This is a genomic window from Neisseria sp. S1 (assembly GCF_048060015.1).
Classification (GTDB): Bacteria; Pseudomonadota; Gammaproteobacteria; order Burkholderiales; family Neisseriaceae; genus Neisseria; species Neisseria arctica.
This window is the reverse complement of sequence record NZ_JBLUPI010000002.1, coordinates 85,862-105,979: the sequence shown is the minus strand read 5'-3', so window position 1 is coordinate 105,979 and position 20,118 is coordinate 85,862. Positions and strand designations below refer to the sequence as shown.

Annotated in this window: 18 protein-coding genes; 11 read left to right on the top strand and 7 right to left on the bottom strand. The window is 49.0% G+C overall.

The window, feature by feature from the left end:
- Positions 1-382: 382 nt before the first annotated feature.
- Positions 383-2,182 carry a chorismate-binding protein gene (locus ACEPPX_RS02130; protein ID WP_416622764.1) on the top strand — a complete coding sequence of 600 codons (1,800 nt, stop codon included), beginning with the start codon at positions 383-385 and terminating at the stop codon, positions 2,180-2,182.
- 158 nt (positions 2,183-2,340) lie between these two features.
- On the opposite strand, the gene ACEPPX_RS02125 is transcribed toward ACEPPX_RS02130, so the two are convergent.
- Together ACEPPX_RS02125 and ACEPPX_RS02120 are read right to left on the bottom strand one after the other, a co-directional pair.
- Positions 2,341-3,969 (bottom strand): ABC transporter substrate-binding protein, encoded by a 1,629-nt coding sequence (locus tag ACEPPX_RS02125; protein ID WP_416622763.1) that lies wholly within the window; start codon positions 3,967-3,969, stop codon positions 2,341-2,343.
- Between the two features lie 140 nt (positions 3,970-4,109).
- Complete coding sequence (locus ACEPPX_RS02120) at positions 4,110-4,904, bottom strand: thymidylate synthase (protein ID WP_416622762.1); 795 nt, start codon at positions 4,902-4,904, stop codon at positions 4,110-4,112.
- A 290-nt stretch (positions 4,905-5,194) separates the two neighbouring features.
- Between ACEPPX_RS02120 and gdhA the strand changes: the two genes are divergently transcribed.
- On the top strand, positions 5,195-6,535 hold the full coding sequence (gdhA, locus tag ACEPPX_RS02115) for an NADP-specific glutamate dehydrogenase (protein ID WP_416622761.1): 1,341 nt from the start codon (positions 5,195-5,197) through the stop codon (positions 6,533-6,535).
- A gap of 358 nt (positions 6,536-6,893) precedes the next feature.
- On the opposite strand, the gene dusA is transcribed toward gdhA, so the two are convergent.
- Positions 6,894-7,940 (bottom strand): tRNA dihydrouridine(20/20a) synthase DusA, encoded by a 1,047-nt coding sequence (gene dusA, locus ACEPPX_RS02110; RefSeq protein ID WP_416622760.1) that lies wholly within the window; start codon positions 7,938-7,940, stop codon positions 6,894-6,896.
- 299 nt (positions 7,941-8,239) lie between these two features.
- Between dusA and rsmA the strand changes: the two genes are divergently transcribed.
- The 9 genes from rsmA to hflX all read left to right on the top strand — a co-directional run bounded on the left by rsmA (position 8,240) and on the right by hflX (position 16,066).
- Positions 8,240-9,019, top strand: coding sequence for a 16S rRNA (adenine(1518)-N(6)/adenine(1519)-N(6))-dimethyltransferase RsmA (rsmA, locus tag ACEPPX_RS02105; RefSeq protein WP_416622759.1), 780 nt, complete (start codon positions 8,240-8,242; stop codon positions 9,017-9,019).
- A 22-nt stretch (positions 9,020-9,041) separates the two neighbouring features.
- Positions 9,042-9,767, top strand: coding sequence for an amino acid ABC transporter ATP-binding protein (locus tag ACEPPX_RS02100; protein ID WP_047760382.1), 726 nt, complete (start codon positions 9,042-9,044; stop codon positions 9,765-9,767).
- Between the two features lie 185 nt (positions 9,768-9,952).
- Complete coding sequence (gene lspA, locus ACEPPX_RS02095) at positions 9,953-10,450, top strand: signal peptidase II (protein ID WP_047760381.1); 498 nt, start codon at positions 9,953-9,955, stop codon at positions 10,448-10,450.
- 57 nt (positions 10,451-10,507) lie between these two features.
- Positions 10,508-11,449 (top strand): 4-hydroxy-3-methylbut-2-enyl diphosphate reductase, encoded by a 942-nt coding sequence (gene ispH / locus ACEPPX_RS02090; protein ID WP_416622758.1) that lies wholly within the window; start codon positions 10,508-10,510, stop codon positions 11,447-11,449.
- 162 nt (positions 11,450-11,611) lie between these two features.
- Positions 11,612-12,079: a Fur family transcriptional regulator gene (locus ACEPPX_RS02085; RefSeq protein WP_416622757.1), complete on the top strand. Its 468-nt coding sequence runs from the start codon at positions 11,612-11,614 to the stop codon at positions 12,077-12,079.
- Complete coding sequence (locus tag ACEPPX_RS02080; protein ID WP_416622756.1) at positions 12,070-12,993, top strand: CobW family GTP-binding protein; 924 nt, start codon at positions 12,070-12,072, stop codon at positions 12,991-12,993. The genes ACEPPX_RS02085 and ACEPPX_RS02080 overlap by 10 nt, the downstream gene beginning before the upstream one ends.
- A 381-nt stretch (positions 12,994-13,374) precedes the next feature.
- Positions 13,375-13,704, top strand: coding sequence for a YegP family protein (locus ACEPPX_RS02075; RefSeq protein WP_416622755.1), 330 nt, complete (start codon positions 13,375-13,377; stop codon positions 13,702-13,704).
- A gap of 141 nt (positions 13,705-13,845) precedes the next feature.
- A complete protein-coding gene (locus ACEPPX_RS02070) occupies positions 13,846-14,703 on the top strand; it encodes a phosphatidylserine decarboxylase (RefSeq protein WP_416622754.1) in 858 nt (285 codons plus the stop codon).
- Between the two features lie 253 nt (positions 14,704-14,956).
- A complete protein-coding gene (gene hflX / locus ACEPPX_RS02065; protein WP_416622869.1) occupies positions 14,957-16,066 on the top strand; it encodes a GTPase HflX in 1,110 nt (369 codons plus the stop codon).
- Between the two features lie 175 nt (positions 16,067-16,241).
- Here the strand turns inward: hflX and ACEPPX_RS02060 are convergent, their stop codons facing one another.
- From ACEPPX_RS02060 to ACEPPX_RS02045, 4 genes are all read right to left on the bottom strand, one after another.
- Positions 16,242-16,919: an epoxyqueuosine reductase QueH gene (locus ACEPPX_RS02060; RefSeq protein ID WP_047760374.1), complete on the bottom strand. Its 678-nt coding sequence runs from the start codon at positions 16,917-16,919 to the stop codon at positions 16,242-16,244.
- A gap of 88 nt (positions 16,920-17,007) precedes the next feature.
- Entirely contained in the window at positions 17,008-18,168 is a 1,161-nt protein-coding gene (locus ACEPPX_RS02055) for a UbiH/UbiF family hydroxylase (RefSeq protein WP_416622753.1), read from the bottom strand.
- 6 nt (positions 18,169-18,174) lie between these two features.
- Positions 18,175-18,618, bottom strand: a complete 444-nt coding sequence (locus tag ACEPPX_RS02050) for a GNAT family N-acetyltransferase (protein ID WP_416622752.1) — start codon at positions 18,616-18,618, stop codon at positions 18,175-18,177.
- Between the two features lie 27 nt (positions 18,619-18,645).
- Complete coding sequence (locus ACEPPX_RS02045; protein ID WP_416622751.1) at positions 18,646-19,806, bottom strand: FAD-dependent monooxygenase; 1,161 nt, start codon at positions 19,804-19,806, stop codon at positions 18,646-18,648.
- Between the last annotated feature and the right edge of the window lie 312 nt (positions 19,807-20,118).

Here is a 20,118-nt window from a genome sequence, read left to right as displayed (position 1 = left end):
TTATGTGATTGAATATTGTTGAGACCTTTGTAAAAACAGCATATTTGATATACCGGTATATTTTTTGCTTTGTTTAGAGCCGTTTGTTTACTGTTTTTACAAAGGTCTCCCGTATTAGGAAGAAGCTGTTCTTTCAGTTGTATTTTAACGCTGTTTACAAAAATAAACAAAAAAATTACATCGGATTTCAACATGTTTTTGACATAAAACATGTGATTGCGGCATATTTTTCGGCACGGTTTGTGTACCTCGGCCATACTTTGGCCATAGGCTTGTCGTATAAGCGGATTTTTCCCTATGCGTCTTATTGTTTTTCATACGTATCTAAAGTGCCGATTCACTATATAATCCTGCTTTCTTTTAGGTCTATTGCGTTATATTTATGCTACATTTTGTATTGTTCGACGATGCTGTGGCCAATCGTGCGAAGTTGTACCGCCAATACTGTTACAGCCGTTTTTTGACCGCACAGGATTTGCCGCAGCTGGATACTGTTTTACAGGCGGGATGGGCAGAAGGGCTGCACGCGGTATTGTGGGCGGACTATGAATTCGGCTTGCCGCTGATGGGGTTGGATGCGCCGGCGGCGGGAAATTTGGCGGTGCATTGGTTTGCCGAGTGTAACCCTGTTGAAAATCCCGAATCATGGTTGGCAGAACAATACCAAGCAGATGTTCCTGCAGGTATTTCGATGCCGCAGAGCGATACGGGTGAGGCGGATTATTTGCGTGCGGTGGCAGCAATCCAAGAAGCGATTGCGCGGGGTGATACCTACCAAATCAATTACACCACGCGCCTGCACTTGAAAGCTTATGGTTCGCCTTTCAAACTCTACCACCGCTTGCGCCAGCCCGTGCCTTATGCGGCTCTGGCGGCTTTGCCGTCTGAAAGTGGTGAAACGAATTGGACTTTGTGCTTTTCTCCCGAGCTTTTTCTGAATATCGGTTCAGACGGCCTGATTACGACCGAACCGATGAAAGGAACGGCGCCGGTGTTGGGTGACGGTCAAGACGAACAGCGTGCGCAGGCATTACAGGCCGATGAAAAAAACCGTGCCGAAAACGTTATGATTGTCGACTTGTTACGCAATGATTTGGGCAAAATCGCGGTTACGGGCGGCGTACGTGTGCCGGAACCGTTTAAGGTTTCGCGTTTCGGCAGCGTTTGGCAGATGACCAGTGCGGTTCAGGCGCAAGCTAAGCCGGATATCGGAGCAGCGGATATTTTTCAGGCGGCCTTTCCTTGCGGTTCGATTACGGGCGCGCCCAAGCGTATGAGTATGCAGATTATCCGGTCAATTGAAGCGGCTCCGCGCGGCCTTTATACCGGCAGCATCGGTTGGTTGGCGCCTTGTGCGGGCGGATTGGGTTTTCACGGCACTTTGAATGTAGTGATACGCAGTTTGCAATTAAAGCTGGTTTCAGACGGCCTCTATCAAGGTATTTACGGTGTCGGTTCGGGTATCGTGGCCGATAGCGTGGGGGCGGACGAATATACCGAATGTCGTTGGAAAGCCCGCTTTTTAAATGATTTGCAGCCGGAATTCGGTGTTTTCGAAACATTGCGTGTTGAAAATCGAACCTGCCGGCTGCTTGCGGCGCATATCGCCCGTTTACGGCGCAGTTCCGTAGCGTTGAATCTTCCTTTGCCGGATACGGCCGCTGCTGATATTTCCGCTTATGTGGGGGCGTTGCCTGATATCGGTGTCTACCGTGTAAAAATTGTGCTGACACGGGAGGGATTGTCTTTTGAACATTCACCATGTCCGCCACTTGGGCAGGAAGCGCAATATGTGCTGGTGTCGGATACCGTATTGCCTGATAACGATTACTTACGCCGTTTCAAAACCACATACCGCGGCATTTACGATGCGGGTTGGCAACACGCCGTGCGGCAAGGAGCGTTTGACAGTTTGTTTTTCAACCGCAGTGGTTTTTTGCTTGAGGGCGGACGAAGCTCGGTATGGGTGAAGCTGAACGGTATCTGGCATACTCCGGCTGCCGATTTGGATATTTTAGACGGCGTTATGCGCCGTGAAGTGTTGGAGAACCCACAGCATTATTTGGGCCGCAGACAAGTTTGCGAAAGCCGCATTACATACTCGCAGCTGCAAAATGCCGAAGCCGTTATGTTGTGCAATGCTTTACGGGGCATGATGGAAGTACGCTTGAAAACAGATTGAGGCCGTCTGAAAATTTTGCGGAGGTGTTATTTGAATCATGAATGAGTTGCGGCAATAAAGGCATTATCCCGCTAGACTGAAAAATATAAGCCCCGCCGAATGTGTTTGGCGGGGCTTGTTGCATGAGGCGGTTTTTTACGACCAGAAAGCCTGTAAGTTTATTTTTTAATAAACAAACGCTTGCTGGGTAGTTCGTTTAATACGTCTTCCGTTGAATAGCCGCCGATATGCGGTTTTACCAAGCGGGAGTTCACATAGCCGTATACGGGAATAACCGCGCTGTCTTCATCGATTTTGGCTTCGGCCTGGCGGTAAAGCTCGCTGCGTTCGGCAGCGGTAATACCGGCATCAAGTGTTTTGTCCAAAAGCTTATCGTAGTTCGGATTTTTATAGAAAGCACGGTTGCTGCTGTTGTTGCTGCGCAAAGTATTGAGGAAGGTAGAAGGCTCGTTGTAGTCGCCGCACCAAGATGCGCGCGCCAGTTGGTAGCTGCCGCTGCGGCGGTTGTCGAGGTAGGTCTTCCACTCTTGGTTTTCCAATTTGACGTCGACGAAATCCAAAGCTTGCTTCCACATTGAAGCGGCGGCAACGGCGATTTTTTTATGTTGTTCCGAAGTGTTGTATAGGAATGTGAACTTCAGTGGTTTCGAGGGGCCGTATCCCGCTTCCGTCAGCAGTTTTTGTGCTTCGGCAACACGGGCGGCATAGTCGGTTTTTGTCCAGGCGGGCACATAAGGTACGAAATCGGCAGTACCGATACGGGTGAGGTTATAGGCCGGTTCTTCACCGCGTCCCAATACTTTTTCGACAATGGTGTCACGATCGAGTGTTAGCGAAAGGGCTTTACGCACGCGGGCATCGTTAAACGGAGCCTTTTGGTTGTTGATTTCAAAGTAGTAAGTACACAGTGAAGGGCTGAACATCAGCTCTTTGGGATGCTCTGTTTTCAGTTTGGCAAACATTTCGGGCGGCAGGGCATCGGTAATATCAACTTCTCCGGCCAGATAGCGTGCAACATCGTCGGTTTGAGAACCGATAGGTAAGAAGGCCACACGTTCGATCTGTACTTTGCCCGCTTCGCGGTATTGCGGGTTTTTCCGTAGTTCGATACGCTCGTTAACTACCCATTTGTCGAGCGTGTAAGGACCGTTGCCGATAAAGTTTTCAGGCTGAGTCCATTTGTTGCCGAATTTTTCAACGGTAGCACGGTGCACGGGCTTGGTTGCTGCGTGAAAGAGCATTTTCGGAAAATAGGGCACCGGGGCGGTAAGGGTAATTTCAAGTGTATGCGGATCAATCGCTTTTACGCCGAGCGTATCGGGTGATTTTTTGCCGGATAAGATATCATCGATGCTTTCAATTTTGGCAGCTTGTAAGTAAGAAGCGTATTGGGATGCGGTAGCCGGGTCGACAAGCCTGCGCCAGCTGTAAACAAAATCTTCCGCGGTAAGCGGGTCGCCGTTACTCCATTTGGCATCCGGGCGGAGCTTGAAGCGCCATATTTTATTGTCGCTGCTTTCCCATGATTCGGCGGCTGCGGGAATAACATCGCCTTTTTCATCGGTTTCAACCAAGCCTTCAAACAAATCCCGTACGATATTGATTTCGGGAATACCCGTGATTTGGTGGGGGTCGAGTGATTGCGGTTCGGTAACATTATTGCGGGTAACGATACTTGCTTTGGCTTCAGCCGGTTTTTCTTCGGCAGTTTTTTCCCCGGGCGCACAGGCAGAGAGGGCTAATGCCGCAGTTAGGGCGGCGGCGGAGAGTCGGAAAGAAGGTTTCATTGCAATCCTTTGCAGAGTAAGAAAGTACGGCGGGGATTTTATCGGTCCCGCCTGATTGGAGTTGTCGGGCAATATTATAAAAAAACAGGCCGTCTGAAAACTGTAAAATACGTTTCAGACGGCCTTTATCTGAGTATTGCCTATACGGCAACTTGGGCTTTGATATGCGGATGCGGATCATAACCGCTCAGTTCGAAATCATCGAAGGTGAAATCAAACAGATTAGTTATCTCCGGATTGAGTTTCATAACCGGCAGTTTGCGCGGTTCGCGGCTAAGCTGTAGTTTTGCCTGCTCGAAATGATTGCTGTAGAGATGGGCGTCGCCGAATGTATGAATAAACTCACCCGGTTTCAGGCCGCATACTTGCGCAATCATCATGGTAAGCAGTGCATAGCTGGCTATATTAAACGGCACGCCGAGGAAAATATCCGCGCTGCGCTGGTAGAGTTGGCAGGAAAGCTTGCCTTCGGCTACATAAAATTGAAATAAAGCATGACAAGGCGGCAGTGCCATCTCGTCAACTAAAGCAGGATTCCATGCCGAAACAATCAAACGGCGGGAATCCGGATTGTTTTTAATCTGCTCGACAAGATTACTGATTTGGTCGATATGGCGCCCGTCGGGTGCGGGCCATGAGCGCCATTGGTAACCGTAAACCGGCCCGAGCTCACCGTTTTCGTCGGCCCACTCGTCCCAAATCGAAACATTGTTTTCTTTCAAATATTTGATGTTTGTGTCACCTTTGAGAAACCATAACAGCTCGTGGATAATTGAGCGCAAATGCAGCTTTTTGGTAGTGAGCAAGGGAAACCCTTTACTTAAATCAAAGCGCATTTGATAACCGAACACGGAACGGGTGCCCGTGCCGGTACGATCGGATTTGTCGACGCCGTTATCAAGTACGTGGCGCATCAAATCTTGATATGCTTTCATGGCTTCATGCTTTCTGATTTTTGAAAAATGTCTCCATTATAATATTAAAATTAGCCTTGAAAAATTAGTTTTAAGCGGTATGCCGCCCTCGTTTTTGGCTGTATTTGATTCGGGTACAGGCAGTGTTACAAAGTGTTAATGATATGTTTTGTGGCGATTCGGAATATCGAGATGCGGTCATTATGTGCCATTATGTGTTATGCTTGCCTCATTGGTCGGCCGAAGCTTGATTTCAGCGTATCTGGAGCCCGATAGCCGGCCTGCCTAGACTAAATATTCGGAGAAACTAAATGGCTACAGATTTAAACAGCCTTTTTCAAAAAGTTAAACAGCGCGATCCCAATCAGGCGGTTTTCCATCAGGCTGTAGAAGAAGTTTTTATGAGCCTTGAACCGTTTTTGGCCAATAATCCGCGTTATACCCGCCAAGGCCTGCTTGAGCGTATCGTAGAGCCCGAGCGCGTGATTATGTTCCGTGTACCGTGGGTGGACGACAAAGGAGAGGTGCAAGTTAACCGCGGATACCGTGTACAAATGAATTCGGCTATCGGCCCTTATAAAGGCGGTTTGCGTTTTCATCCAAGCGTTGATTTGGGCGTATTAAAATTTTTGGCATTTGAGCAAGTGTTTAAAAACGCGCTCACCACGCTGCCTATGGGCGGTGGTAAAGGTGGTGCCGACTTTGATCCGAAAGGTAAGAGTGATGCCGAAGTAATGCGCTTTTGCCAATCATTTATGACTGAATTGTTTCGTCATATCGGTCCGGATACCGACGTACCCGCAGGCGATATCGGCGTGGGTGCGCGCGAAATCGGTTATCTTTACGGCCAATATAAACGGTTGGCCAATGAGTTTACCTCTGTGTTGACGGGTAAAGGCCTGACTTACGGCGGTAGCCTGATCCGTCCGGAGGCCACAGGTTACGGCACGGTTTATTTTGCAGAAGCGATGCTGGCAACACGCAATGATAATTTGGCCGGTAAAACCGTTACCGTTTCCGGTTCGGGTAATGTTGCCCAATATGCTTGCGAAAAATTGCTCCAACGTGAAGCCAAAGTGTTGACCGTATCCGACTCGGCCGGCTTCGTACATTTCCCCGAGGGTATGACGGAAGCACAATTGAGAGCCTTGATGGAGCTGAAAAACGAGCGTCGCGAGCGTCTTTCCGTATATGCCCAAGAGCAAGGTTTGCCGTATTTCGAAGGGGAGCGTCCATGGCGTGTTCCGTGCGATATTGCTCTGCCTTGCGCCACTCAAAACGAATTGGATGAGAAAGATGCCGCCGTATTGTTGTCGAACGGCTGTTTCTGTGTGGCAGAGGGGGCGAATATGCCCAGCACTATGGGAGCGGTGGAAGCATTTATTAAAGCTCGTATCCTGTATGCGCCCGGTAAAGCCAGCAATGCGGGCGGTGTAGCCACTTCAGGTTTGGAAATGAGTCAAAATGCCTTGCGTCTTTCATGGCCGGCAGATCAGGTGAACAACCGCTTGCACACCATTATGACTGATATCCACGAAGCTTGTTTGCGCTACGGCAAAGATGATGGTGGTTATGTGAATTATGTAAACGGTGCCAATATTGCCGGTTTTGTCAAAGTGGCCGATGCCATGCTGGCACAAGGTGTTGTATAAGTGTAGTTTTGGTTTATTCGTAGAAATGCCGTCTGAAAATTTTCAGACGGCATTTTTATATTCGCCGTTATTTGTCGGATAAAAGCTGAATTTTTTGTTAGTGCCAAAAGGAGCTGCTATTGTTTTCCGGGAAAAGTAGATTTTGATTGCTATCGACCAATCAAAGAAAGGTATGGATGACGGTTTTATAGGTGCATTTAGGCAGATTGGTTTTGGTGTTGCATTCAAGTGCGGTGGCGATGCCGTCTGAAAACTAGGGTGTTGCCGTATGAATGTTTATAACACTTGATATTAATATTGTATAGCTGATGTGTTGTTTTAAGAGCCGATGCATTTTAAGGATCGGCTCTTAATTGCTTTACCGTTCGTTTTCAAAGTTTGCCTTCGCAACATGTGCCCACGCTTCGGCCAGTAGGGCAGGGTTGTTGGATTTGAGCATTTCGGCATCAGAAAGGATGCGTCGCCAAGTCCGAGCGCCTTTGAGACCGTGCATCAGACCGAGATAATGGCGGGCCATGTGGCGCAGAATGGTGCCGCGCCCGGCGGAGATTTGTGCTGCTGCATATGTTTGCAGTTTGGTGACCAATTCGGCATGACTGATACCCTCTGTATCGCTACCGTAGAAAAGCTTATCCCAATCGCGCATCAGCATAGGATTATGATAGGCTTCGCGCCCGACCATCACGCCATCAACATGCTGCAAATGCTCGCTGATTTGTTGATTGGTGGTGATGCCGCCGTTGATGATAATTTCCAAATGAGGAAATTCTTGTTTGAGCCGGTAAACGTAATCGTATTTCAGCGGTGGGATTTCACGGTTTTCTTTGGGCGATAAACCGTCCAGCCAAGCATTACGGGCATGTACGATGTAGGTGGTGCAGGCGGTGCGCTCGTGTAAGGTTCCGACAAAATCGGCCACGACTTGATAGTCTGTTTGGCGGTCGACACCGATGCGGTGTTTGACGGTGATGCTGCAATCGGGGACGGCATCCTGCATGGCATTGAGGCAGTCGGCCACCAATAAGGGTTCGTTCATCAGGCAGGCTCCGAACGCGCCTTTTTGAACGCGCGGGCTGGGGCATCCGCAATTGAGGTTGATTTCATCATAGCCATATGCGGCTGCCTTAGCGGCCGCCTTGGCCAAATCGGCAGGTTCGCTGCCGCCTAATTGCAAAGCAACGGGGTTTTCGCATTCGTCTTTCAACAAAAAGCGGACAGGATCCCCGTGAATAACCGCTCCGGCATTAATCATCTCGGTGTAGAGCCATGTATGGCGCGTAATCTGACGGGCCATATAGCGGTAATGGCGGTCGGTCCAGTCGAGCATGGGGGCAACCGATAATCGGCGCGTACCTTTGTAATCAATAGCTAAATTGTTTTTATTGGTTTTTTCTGGTGTTTCCATACGTTTTATTTTGTACTTTGTGCTTTTTTTATATATTCGGCGGCAACATACATATAATGTTACAAGCAATGATGGGGCAAATGCGGGTAGTTTAAGCCCGGCCGATTCGAGAAGCGTTATTTAAGAGCAAAATGATTCATTACGGCAAATATTTGAAATCAGTAAAGCCGTTTATTATAGCGGATTTTGGATGGGCTCCGTGCGAAGAGGAAAAGATGGCGGCCGGAACTGATTTTCGCCGCAACAATGTGTGGTTTTCGGTTACAATACGCGCTTGAAATTCCAGATGCGGAAAGATGATGAAAGAACATAAGGCCCGCAAGCGTTTCGGGCAGAATTTTTTGCAAGATACGCGCATTATCAGTGATATCGTAAACGCAGTGCGCCCGCAGCCGGATGATGTGGTAATTGAAATCGGCCCCGGGTTGGCGGCAATTACCGAGCCGTTGGCGAAAAAATTGAACCGTCTGCATGTCATCGAAATCGACCGAGATATTATCAAACGTTTGAAAACGCTTCCGTTTGCCGATAAGTTGGTGATTCATGAGGGAGACGTTCTTGCTTTTGATTTTCACAGTGTGCCGGGTAAAAAGAAAATCGTCGGAAACCTGCCCTATAATATTTCGACACCTTTGCTGTTTCGTTTGAGCGAAGTGGCGGACGATGTGTACGACATGCATTTTATGCTGCAAAAAGAGGTGGTGGAGCGCATGGTGGCCGAGCCTAAAAGCAATGATTACGGCCGCTTAAGCGTGATGCTTCAGTATTTTTTCGATATGGAATATTTGCTGGATGTGCCGCCGGAATCTTTCGATCCCGCCCCTAAAGTTAATTCGGCAGTCGTTCGGATGATTCCCCAGCCGGGACGTTTGGGAGTAGCGGCGGATTTCGGGCATTTTGGCAAATTGGTAAAAGCGGCTTTCGCACAGCGGCGGAAAACCATACGTAATAATCTGAAAGACATGGCAACTGATGAGGATTTGGCCGCCGTTGGTATCAATCCGCAAGACAGAGCCGAGCATGTGAAGCCGGAATTATATGTGGCGTTAAGCAACTATTTGTTGAATAAGGCCGTCTGAACAGTTGGAAGAACAAAGAGCAATGATTAAATTTAAGAACGTACACAAGTATTTTAAAGATTTGCATGTTATTAACGGCGTAAATCTTGAAGTAAAACAAGGCGAAGTAGTCGTAGTGTGCGGCCCTTCGGGCAGCGGCAAATCAACACTTATCCGTACCGTGAACCAGCTTGAGCAAATTCAGGAGGGGGAAATCTGGGTAGACGGCGTGAATGTTGCCGATGCCAAAACCGATTTGAATAAGGTTCGTGCCGAAGTAGGTTTCGTATTTCAAAGTTTTAACCTCTACCCTCATTTAACGGTGTTGGAGAATATTATTCTTTCTCCGATGAAAGTGAAAAAGCTTAGCCGTGAAGAGGCAGAGAAAAAAGCCATCGAACTTTTGAAACGTGTCGGCTTGGAGCATAAAAAAGATGCTATGCCGGCTCAGCTTTCGGGCGGGCAGCAGCAGCGTGTGGCTATTGCACGCGGCTTGGCAATGGAGCCGCGGGTAATGTTGTTTGACGAGCCTACCTCCGCACTCGATCCTGAAATGGTGGGAGAAGTATTGCGCGTTATGAAAGATTTGGCCTTAAGCGGTATGACCATGATGTGTGTGACCCACGAAATGGGCTTTGCCCGCGAGGTGGCGGATCGGGTGATTTTTGTTGACCACGGCCAAATCCTCGAAGATGCCGTGCCTGAGGAATTTTTCAAAAATCCCAAAACCGAACGCGCCAAACAATTCTTGCAACAGGTAATGCATTAATAAAGAAAGCAGTGCACTCAAACCTGTTTCGGTATGTTCTGTTTTAATAATGCCGTCTGAAAAGCTTTCAGACGGCATTATTTGTAAGCTTTGGGTGTGAAATGTGCCAATCTTTTGCAAATTCGCCCCTAGAGGGTGCTAATCGGGTAAAATGCTTTTCTTGTTTAACTGGTTGTCTGTGATGTATGGCTACTGAAAAAAAATCCACAATGAAATATTGGCTGCTGGCGGCAGCGGCTATCGTATTAGACCAAATTACCAAAATCACCGTACTGGAGCGTTTTGAATTTGCCGAACGGTTGAATATCATTCCTAATTTTTTCGATTTAACGTTGGTATACAACACCGGTGCGGCATTCAGCTTCTTGGCCGAGGCCGGCGGTTGGCAAAAATATTTTTTCTTGGCCTTAGCGGTGCTCGTGTGTGCGTATTTGGCGAGAGCTATTGTAAAAGATGAATTCGGCTGTCGCGGAAAATTGGGTGCGGCGATGATTATAGGTGGCGCGCTGGGTAATGTGATTGACCGAATGCTTCACGGCCATGTAATCGATTTTTTACTTTTTTACTGGCAAAACTGGTATTACCCCGCATTTAACGTTGCGGATAGTTTTATTTGCGTGGGCGCGGTTCTTTTGGTTTTAGACGGGTTCAAGCATAAACAAGAGCCGGAAAAAAACGCTTAAATATTATAGATGGGCCGTCTGAAAGCCTGATATTTATCCGATTACAGAGAAATACAAATGACAACAAATAAAACCATTATGCTGGCTAATCCTCGCGGCTTTTGTGCGGGAGTAGACCGTGCCATCAGTATTGTCGAGCGTGCGCTTGAAGAGTTCGGCGCACCGATTTACGTGCGCCACGAAGTAGTTCATAACAAATTCGTAGTGGATAACCTGCGTGAAAAAGGTGCCGTTTTTATTGAGGATTTGGCGGACGTGCCACCTGGTGCTACCCTGATTTATTCTGCGCACGGTGTGTCGAAGGCCGTTCAAAATGAAGCGGCCGAACGCGGTTTCCGCGTATTCGATGCTACTTGTCCGCTTGTTACGAAAGTACATAAAGAAGTTGCCCGTTTGGATGCGCAGGGCTATCAGATTATTATGATTGGCCATAAGGGCCATCCCGAAGTAGAGGGAACGATGGGCCAACTGCCGCCCGGGCATATGCTGTTGGTGGAAACCGTAGAAGATGTGGCTTCATTGGAGGTGGTGGATACTGACAAACTCTCGCATGTGAGCCAAACAACACTTTCGGTAGACGAAACCAAGGATATTATTGATGCGTTGAAAGCACGGTTCCCGAATATCCGCAGCCCGCATAAAGAAGATATCTGCTATGCCACAACCAACCGTCAAGAGGCCGTTAAGGCTTTGGCTCAAGATTGTGACGTAGTGGTGGTGGTGGGCTCGCCCAATTCTTCCAACAGCAACCGGTTGCGCGAAGTGGCCGCTTTGCGTGGTGTGGATGCCTATATGGTTGATAATGCAAGTTATCTGAGGCCAGAATGGTTTGAAGGTAAGCGTAAAGTGGGTATTACCGCAGGCGCATCGGCCCCCGAAGTGTTGGTGCAGGAAGTTGTGGCTAAGATAGACGGCTGGGGTTTCAATACCGTGCGCGAGGGCGAAGGGGTAGAAGAGAATATTATCTTTGTATTGCCCAAAGAGTTGCGCAAAGAGTGAATGTAACTGCAAGTATTATGTCCGGTTTGTTATCAGGCCGACAGTATTTTCTTATGCGCCGGCTTGTCCGGCGTTTTTATCACGCCAATATGGTTCAGTGGCGGATTTGGGTAACAAATAACGCTATAATGTAACAATCTTGATAGGCCGTCTGAAAAGATTATGAACTCGGTAAAGCATAATATTCTCGAACAAGCCAAACGCACGGGCGGGCAGGTAACTGCTTTGCGCGAGCAAGTGCTTGATATTATTTTGCAGCAAAGCGGTGTAATCAAAGCTTATACCGTTTTGGCACAGATGCAGCAGCAAAGCGAGGGTGTTGTCGCACCGCCTACCGCTTACCGCGCATTGGATTTTTGGGCGGAGCAAGGCGTGCTGCATAAGGTCGCTGCGGTAAACGGTTATGTATTGTGCAGTCATGCCCGCCACCAATGTGACCACCATTGTCATGATGGTGGTAGTGCGGCGCGCCACAGTGCGTTTATTTTGGTGTGTACCGAGTGCGGCTCGGTAGACGAGCAAACTTTAAGCCGCGAATGGGCGGCTTTGTGCGAAGGTGTGGCTGCCAGCGGCTTTGCCTTGAAAGAAGAACACGTCGTATTAACAGGAATCTGCAAACAATGTCAGTGAAAAAAACCAAAGTACATTTGATTTCCGGCTTTTTGGGTACGGGTAAAACCACCGCATTGAAAAGCTTGATGGCGCAAAAAGACCCTGCCGAAAAATGGGTAATTATCGTCAACGAATTCGGTGAAATCGGTATTGATGGTGCCGTATTGAGTGATAACGGCATACCTGTCGCCGAAATAGCAGGCGGTTGTTTATGCTGTGTCGCAGGCCCTCAAATGAGCAATACGGTTCAAAAAATGTTGCGCGATACCGCCCCCGACCGCTTAATGATTGAGGCCAGCGGTTTGGCTCATGCCGCCAGTGTGATTGACGAGCTTAAAGCACCTCCTTTGGATCAGAGTTTGGAAATCGCTGCTGTATTTACCGTGGTTGATCCGCGTCAGTTTGTTAATCCTGATTACGCCATGCAGGCATTGTATAAAGACCAAATCGGCGTATGCGATATTTTGGTAGCGAGTAAAACCGATTTGTGCACACCCGAAACGATGGCTGAATTCCGCGAAAAAGCCGCCAAACTGTTTCCGCCTAAAGCTTTAGTAGCCGAGGTTGAAAACGCACAGATGGATATTGCCTGGCTGGACACGCCGGTAATTGAGAAATCACGTTACCGCCTTAAAGCATTGCCTGATAATACGATGGGTTTCCAGTCGCAAGGTTTTACATTTCCGGCAGGGCAAGACTTTGACGGCGAAAGGCTGACTAATTTCTTCAATGATTTGCCTAAGATGACCGAAGGCTTGGTGCGTGCCAAAGGCGTATTCCAAGTATTGGGTACATGGGTATGGCTCAATTGGGTGGACGGGCAATGGGGTGCAAATCAGGTTTCGTGGCGGAGGGACAGCCGTTTCGAGCTGATTGCCAAATCGTTTGATGCCGATTTAATCGAGAAAAAACTTACCGAAGCTTTGGAATAAGCGAGGTAGCCTGCTCCAATGATGGGCAACAACCTTTCCATAGCATATTTAACAAAGCCGTCTGAAAACTATTTTTCAGACGGCTTTGTTAACGGAAAAGCAAGAAGTTTTTGAGGCGGATTGTGCAATGTTTTCGTATCGTTCATATAATCGTGTAAAGCATTGAAAAATTATGTGTCAAAGGATTTTCAGGTATTTATTTGTATTGACAAGCATCTTGACGCTTCATATAGTGCAAACATTCAGTGTTGTAATGATCTAGTAAATGTTATCGAAATAATTATTTTCAGATTCATTAATCTCTGAGTGAAAATCGGGTCAAGTTGCGGTAAACCGCTTGAATGGCCTTATGTAAAGTGCTTTTGATAAGGAGCCACCAAGATGTCTAAGTTTGAACTGAGTAAAAACGATGCAGGCCAATTTCACTTCAATTTTTTGGATGACAAAGATAAAACCATCCTACGCAGTGAGCAATACAGTACGAAAGCCGCTGCACAAAACGGCATCGAATCAGTACGGAAAAACGCGGCGAACGAAGCACGTTATGAGCTAAAAGAAACCAGTTCAGGTAAATTTTATTTCAACCTCAAAGCAGCCAATGGTCAAGTTATCGGCAGCAGCAGTATGTATGCAAGTGGTGATGCTCGTGAAACTGCAATCGCCGTATTGAAAAGCGGAGCGGCCAATGCAGGTGTGGTAGAGGATATGTAACCGATTTTGTAAGCAGGTAAGGCCGTCTGAAATCACCATGATTTTCAGACGGCCTTGGTATGTAGGATTTACCGTATTTCGCCATACAGCCTAATATCGGCTATAATCCGCCTATATATTTACCTAAGAAAGACAGACACTATGCCTCGTTTTTATCCGCATCCGATTATTGCCCGCGAGGGTTGGCCGTTTATTACCGCAGGGTTGGTTCTCAGTTTGCTGGTAACTGCCTGTGCCGGTTGGTGGTCGCTGCCGTTTTGGTTCTTTACCGTGTTTGCACTGCAATTTTTCCGTGATCCTGCACGAGATATTCCCCAAGAACCCGATGCAATCTTGGCACCTGCCGACGGCCGCATTGTAGTCGTGGGTAAGGCAACCGACCCCTACCGTCAGGTAGAGGCGTTGAAAATCAGCGTATTCATGAATGTTTTCAATGTACATTCGCAACGCTCGCCGGTAGACGGGGAAGTTACCCGCGTACAATACCACCCGGGTCAGTTTTTGAACGCCGCTTTGGATAAAGCCAGTACCGATAATGAGCGTAATGCCGTATTGGCAACGACTGCCAGCGGTCGCGAAATCACATTCGTACAAGTTGCCGGTTTGGTAGCACGCCGTATCTTATGCTATGTGAAAGTGGGCGATAAGTTAAATCGGGGTGGCCGTTACGGCTTTATCCGTTTCGGTTCGCGGGTAGATGTGTATTTGCCGCTGGATGCCGAACCTTTAGTCGCTATCGGTGATAAAGTCAGTGCCAGCAGCACCATTATCGCCCGTTTGCCGTTGAGTACGCCTGAAGCTGCCGCTCCGCAGGCAGAGGTTGCCGCCGCCGAAGCCGGTTTGATGCCGATCGAAAGTGAGGAGGCTACCGATGCTGCCGAAGTTTCTGCCGAAAACGTTGAAGTGGTTGAAAAGCCCGAAGCAGCGGGCGAACAGGAAATGATTGAAGATGTGGCGGCCAAAGTGCAAGCAGCCGTAGACAAGCAGTTTGATAAATAATCCGGTTAATCATTGGAAACGGTTTTCAGACGGCCTGAAAACCGTTTTTTGTTTTATCTGGTAATGGTATATGATTAATACGGTTATGTAATGCTTGATTGATAGCCGCCAAACAGGCTTGTTACAGATAATTGTTTTGTCTTTATCGGTATTGCGCCAAAGAAAGCAGGCCGCCTGAAAAAAAGGAAATATTTTGAGTCGAAAACCTTCTTTATTCCAAATCGACAAATCACTTAGCAAGCCCGAACGGGTTATGTTGGTAGGTGTGATGTTGAGTACCGATTATTCCGGTGCAAACGAAACGCGCGAGCGTGATTTTGAAGCCGCCGTGGCAGAAGCTGCCGATTTGGTACGCGCCACCGGCGGTGATTTGGTGCGGATAGAAACCGCAAAACGCGAACGGGCGCAGAGTGCTTTTTTTGTCGGTACGGGTAAAGCCGAAGAGCTGGCAGAGCAAGTTCGCCTGCATGAAATCGAGCTGGTGGTGTTTAACCACGAACTCACGCCCACCCAAGAGCGGAACTTGGAAAAAGTCCTGCAATGCCGTGTGTTGGATAGAGTAGGGCTGATTTTGGCCATTTTTGCCCAACGGGCGCAAAGCCAAGAGGGTAAGTTGCAAGTCGAGCTGGCACAATTAAGCCATTTGAGCGGCCGTTTGGTACGCGGTTACGGGCATTTGCAAAGCCAAAGAGGCGGTATCGGCCTGAAAGGGCCGGGTGAAACACAGCTCGAAACCGACCGCCGTTTGATTAATGTCCGCATTACCGCACTGAAACGACAGCTGGAACAAGTGAAAAAACAACGTGCGACCCGCCGAAAATCCAGAATGTCGGGTAGCCTGCCCACGTTTGCGTTGGTCGGTTATACCAATGCCGGAAAATCCAGCTTGTTTAACCGTCTCACCAAGGCTGATGTGCTGGCGAAAGACCAGCTTTTCGCCACGCTGGATACCACCGCGCGGCGGCTTTATCTTTCGCCAGAGGCAAGCGTTATCCTTACCGATACGGTAGGTTTTGTACGCGATTTACCGCACAAACTGGTTTCTGCTTTCTCGGCAACGCTGGAGGAAACCGCTTTGGCCGATGTTTTGTTGCATGTAGTGGATATTTCCCATCCGCATTTCGAACGGCAGATGGATGATGTGAACGAGGTGCTGAAAGAAATCGGCGCACACGAGATCCCTCAATTGGTGGTCTACAACAAAATCGACCTGCTGCCCGGAAAAGAGCATCAAGCAGGCATATTGCGCGACCACGAAGGGCGTGCGGCGGCGGTTAATATTTCCGCAGTAAACGGTGATGGTTTGGATGATTTGCGTGTGGCTATGGTGGAGTATGTCGCACTAAAGCAGGATAGGAAGTAACTTCTATACCTCGAAAATATTGTTTATTGGGATAATATGTATGATAGCTTTATTTTTATTGGTTTGTAGTAGTCGGTAGGCATAAGCCGTAGCCGAATATTTGCCTATTATAAAGGCCGTCTGAAAATATCGTTTTCAGACGGCCTTTATGATGATTGCGATATACGTGGCTTGCTTAATTTTCTTCTTCGTCGCCGTAGTATTTCACGCCGATTTTAATCGGCGGGCGGCCTTGCGATTTGCGGTGGTGGTTGGTATCGCGCAGCGAGTAGGCGCAGCCGCAGTATTCTTGTTGGTAGAAGTGTTCGCGTTTGCTGATTTCAATCATGCGTGCGCTGCCGCCACCCTTGCGCCAGTTGTATTCCCAGTAGGTAAGGCCGGGGTATTTTTCGGCGGCGCGTACACCGCAATCGTTGATTTGGTTCATGTTTTTCCAGCGTGATATGCCTAAGCTGCTGGTGATGACGGGGAAACCGTTTTCATGGGCGTAGAGGGCGGTTCGCTCGAAACGCATATCGAAACACATGGTGCATCGGCGGCCGCGCTCGGGATCCATTTCCATACCTTTGGCGCGTTCGAACCAATTATCGACATCGTAATCGGCATCGATAAATGGAATACCGTGTTTTTCGGCAAAAGCGATATTTTCGTTTTTGCGGATTTCGTATTCTTTTTTTGGGTGGATATTGGGGTTGTAGAAATAGATGGTAAAGTCGATGCCAGAAGCCAGCATAGCTTCCATCACTTCGCCGGAGCAGGGGGCGCAGCAGGAGTGCAGCAGCACTTTTTTATGACCGCCGGGCGGAATCAGTGTGGGGCGTTCGAAAGCTTTTTCGTTGGTATTGTCGCTCATAATAGTGTGTGTTTCAGACGGCTTCACAACCGTGCAAATAATGGGATAAAGGCCGTTATTTTAGCAGATTGCTATGTTAAGTGTTGTGTTATAAACCCATGGCGTGTTTGATTAAGCGGTTTTTCAGCGGAGCGGCGGCATTGACCAGATTCAGGCCGGTATTGCGCAGCCAAGGCAGGGCGGGCAGATTTTGTTCGCCGAAAAGTTTGAACAAGCCGTCGCAGCCGAGCTGCATGGTGCGGACGGGCTCAAGGCGGTTTTGTGCGTAGCGTTTCAGCACTTGGTGTGCGCCGATATCAGGCAGACCGTTGCTGATTTTGGCAAATTCGATAACATCGCCGAAGCCGAGATTCACACCTTGGCCGGCCAGCGGATGGATGGTATGGGCGGCATCGCCTATCAGCATAACCCTTTGGGCAATGGTACTTTCGGGACGGCGGAGAATTAGGTTGAAGGCGAAGGCGGGTGAAAGCGGGGAAAGCTGCCCGAGAGCATATTCGCCTTGCCGGGTAACGGCATTGGCTAATTCTTGGGGAGATAAGGCGGTGAGTTTTTCCGGTTCGGCAGTACTCCAAACAATGGAGATTTTGTTGTCCGGCAGGGGGAGGTAGGCTAAAACTTCACCGTTTTTAAACCATTGGTAGGCCGTACCATGGTGGTTTTTTTCAGTGTGGAAGTTGGCGACTACGCCGTGGTGGTTGTAGGCATCTTCGCGCGTTTGGATACCTGCTTGGTTGCGTACCCATGAATTGGCGCCGTCTGCCCCGATAATCAGGCGGGTGTTGAGACGTTGGCCGTTTTGCAGGGTCAGGATGGCTTTTTCGTTGTCGGTTTCTATAGCGGCGGCAGGCTCGCTGATGACGGGAATGCCTAGAGCCTCGATTTGCCGCCATAAGGCTGCAAGCAGCCAACGGTTTTCAGCGATGCTCGTGAGGCGTTCGGAATGGATATCCGCGGCATTGAATTCGATACGCCCGCCGTTGTCGCCGCGTACGTCCATACGGGCAACGGCTTGGATGCGGCTTTCAGACGGCCATGCGCCGAGAGATTGCAAGAATGCTTGGTTGGCGGGGCTGATGGCATAAATACGCGCGTCCCACCCTTGTTGCAAAGCAATTTCATCGGTAGATGGCGGACGGATTTCAAGTAGGCCGACTTCGCGGTTTTGGCGTTTGAGGCCAACGGCCATGGCTGCGCCGACCAATCCTCCGCCGATAATCAGGGTATCGTAAACAGTTTGCATCATCATCACTTTTCAGACGGCCTTGAGCTGCATATCCATATGCGGTATGCCGTCTTCAAGGTATTCGGTGGAAACGGGTGTAAAACCTAATGATTTATAAAAATCAATCAGGTAGCTTTGTGCCTGAATGGCAATTACAGTTTGGGGCCAGCGGTTACGGCAGACGGCGATGGCCTGCTGCATCAGGTTTCGCGCCATGCCTTTACCTCTGTATTTGGGCGCGGTAACCACGCGGCCGATAGCGGGTATACCTTGGCTCGGGGGGAGAATACGGGCATAAGCGGCGAGCTGTTGGCCGTCTTGAATCAGAAGGTGTAGTGCTTGGAAATCTTTTTCACCGTCCGGGTCTTGGTAGGGGCATTCTTGTTCGACAACAAACACACGGCTGCGTAAGGCCAATATGGAATATAGCTCGTGGATACTGAGTTCGTGAAAGCAGCACAAAACAGTTTGCATATTATCGGGCTTTCTTTAAATGTTTGCTTACAAACCGAAAATCAGCTGTTCGGTAAATTTTTTGCGGGCGGCAGGCAAACTGTCGAGCAGGCTCATGATGCCGCCGCGCCCGAGTTTGAGCAAGGCGTCGGGATGGTCAAACAGAGTAACCAGGCTGTGGGTAAAGCCGACGATCGCATGGGCGTCGAGACGTCTTCGGGCGGCATATTGTTGCGCCAGTTGATTATTGTTAAGGTTGGGATTGCTGCCGAAACACTGAGCTAATGCAAGGGCATCACGTACGCCCAAATTCAGCCCTTGTGCGGCAACGGGGTGCATGGTTTGTGCGGCATTGCCGATACAGATGACGCGGCCGCTGTAAACTTTATTGAGCTGTTTGAGTTGCAGTGGGAACACTGCCGCATCTCCGCGTGCTTTCAGACGGCCTAAACGGTTGCCGAAAGCATTTTCGAATACCCGGGCGAAGTCGTCAAACGGCATATCCGCCAATGACCGGGCATCAGCGGGGGAACGTGTCCACACCAGCCGGTAGGCTTGGTGGTAGGGCAGTAGGGCAAAGGGGCCGTCATCGGCAAAGCGTTCGTATGCGGTGCCGTTGTTGCCTTGCTCGAATTCCAAAGTGGTAACTAAGGCGGATTGGCGGTAATCGTAGCTGTGGCGGCGAAGGCCGGGAAGATTATCTGTAAGGTGGCCGCCTTCCGCCAGAATGACCCAATCGGCGGTGATGCTGTGGGTATGGCCGTTTTGTTCGATATCCAGTTCGGCAAAACGGCTGAGGGTGCGGACTTGCCGTACGGGCGTTTGCCATAAAACGGGTAATCGTTGGGCAGACAGCGCATCGGTGCATGCTTGCATAATCACGGCGTAATCAACAGTACGTCCTAAGGCTGCGACGCCCATATCTTCAGCACGCAAGAGGGTGCGGCCGAATACGCCTTGTTGTGAAATGTGTACGTCGGTAATGGGTGTACCCTCTGCCGATGAGAGTTTTACGCCTGCATCTTCGAAAGCGCGCACGCTGTTAAATGATAAAGCCAGTGTGCGCCTGTCGCGGATGACCGCATTTTGGGGCCTTGCTTCTACCAATAATACCTGATGCCCCGAACGCTGTAATGCCAAGGCCGCCAATACGCCCACCGGGCCTGCGCCGATAACGGCAATTTGGGTATGAGTGGGAATAGTTTGCATAATTTGGTGCCTCGGGTTTCAGATGGCCTTTATTTTAGCGGATTTACGGCGGCGGTTAAACGGCTGGATAGCGGTTGCGTAAAAGATACTGCTAGGTTGTTTTATTTGATTTTGAACGTTTTTTGCCACACAACACTGGTTTTAATATTAATGTAAAGATTAGGCCGGTATTGGCGAGTGTTATAGGCTATGAAATTAAAGCGATATTTTTATTTTGTGTGTGCGGTTCGGGTATCAATGCCCCCTTGTAAGCCGAAATATCCGTTTATATTTAAATAGGTAAAAACGGCGGGCGATGAGAGAAATAGCTTG

Excerpts from the sequence above, each read along its gene's own strand:
- ACEPPX_RS02130 (WP_416622764.1), top strand. The coding sequence starts at position 383 with ATGCTACATTTTGTATTGTTCGACGATGCTGTGGCCAATCGTGCGAAG.
- ACEPPX_RS02125 (WP_416622763.1), bottom strand. The coding sequence starts at position 3,969 with ATGAAACCTTCTTTCCGACTCTCCGCCGCCGCCCTAACTGCGGCATTA.
- ACEPPX_RS02120 (WP_416622762.1), bottom strand. The coding sequence starts at position 4,904 with ATGAAAGCATATCAAGATTTGATGCGCCACGTACTTGATAACGGCGTC.
- gdhA (WP_416622761.1), top strand. The coding sequence starts at position 5,195 with ATGGCTACAGATTTAAACAGCCTTTTTCAAAAAGTTAAACAGCGCGAT.
- dusA (WP_416622760.1), bottom strand. The coding sequence starts at position 7,940 with ATGGAAACACCAGAAAAAACCAATAAAAACAATTTAGCTATTGATTAC.
- rsmA (WP_416622759.1), top strand. The coding sequence starts at position 8,240 with ATGAAAGAACATAAGGCCCGCAAGCGTTTCGGGCAGAATTTTTTGCAA.
- ACEPPX_RS02100 (WP_047760382.1), top strand. The coding sequence starts at position 9,042 with ATGATTAAATTTAAGAACGTACACAAGTATTTTAAAGATTTGCATGTT.
- lspA (WP_047760381.1), top strand. The coding sequence starts at position 9,953 with ATGGCTACTGAAAAAAAATCCACAATGAAATATTGGCTGCTGGCGGCA.
- ispH (WP_416622758.1), top strand. The coding sequence starts at position 10,508 with ATGACAACAAATAAAACCATTATGCTGGCTAATCCTCGCGGCTTTTGT.
- ACEPPX_RS02085 (WP_416622757.1), top strand. The coding sequence starts at position 11,612 with ATGAACTCGGTAAAGCATAATATTCTCGAACAAGCCAAACGCACGGGC.
- ACEPPX_RS02080 (WP_416622756.1), top strand. The coding sequence starts at position 12,070 with ATGTCAGTGAAAAAAACCAAAGTACATTTGATTTCCGGCTTTTTGGGT.
- ACEPPX_RS02075 (WP_416622755.1), top strand. The coding sequence starts at position 13,375 with ATGTCTAAGTTTGAACTGAGTAAAAACGATGCAGGCCAATTTCACTTC.
- ACEPPX_RS02070 (WP_416622754.1), top strand. The coding sequence starts at position 13,846 with ATGCCTCGTTTTTATCCGCATCCGATTATTGCCCGCGAGGGTTGGCCG.
- hflX (WP_416622869.1), top strand. The coding sequence starts at position 14,957 with ATGTTGGTAGGTGTGATGTTGAGTACCGATTATTCCGGTGCAAACGAA.
- ACEPPX_RS02060 (WP_047760374.1), bottom strand. The coding sequence starts at position 16,919 with ATGAGCGACAATACCAACGAAAAAGCTTTCGAACGCCCCACACTGATT.
- ACEPPX_RS02055 (WP_416622753.1), bottom strand. The coding sequence starts at position 18,168 with ATGATGATGCAAACTGTTTACGATACCCTGATTATCGGCGGAGGATTG.
- ACEPPX_RS02050 (WP_416622752.1), bottom strand. The coding sequence starts at position 18,618 with ATGCAAACTGTTTTGTGCTGCTTTCACGAACTCAGTATCCACGAGCTA.
- ACEPPX_RS02045 (WP_416622751.1), bottom strand. The coding sequence starts at position 19,806 with ATGCAAACTATTCCCACTCATACCCAAATTGCCGTTATCGGCGCAGGC.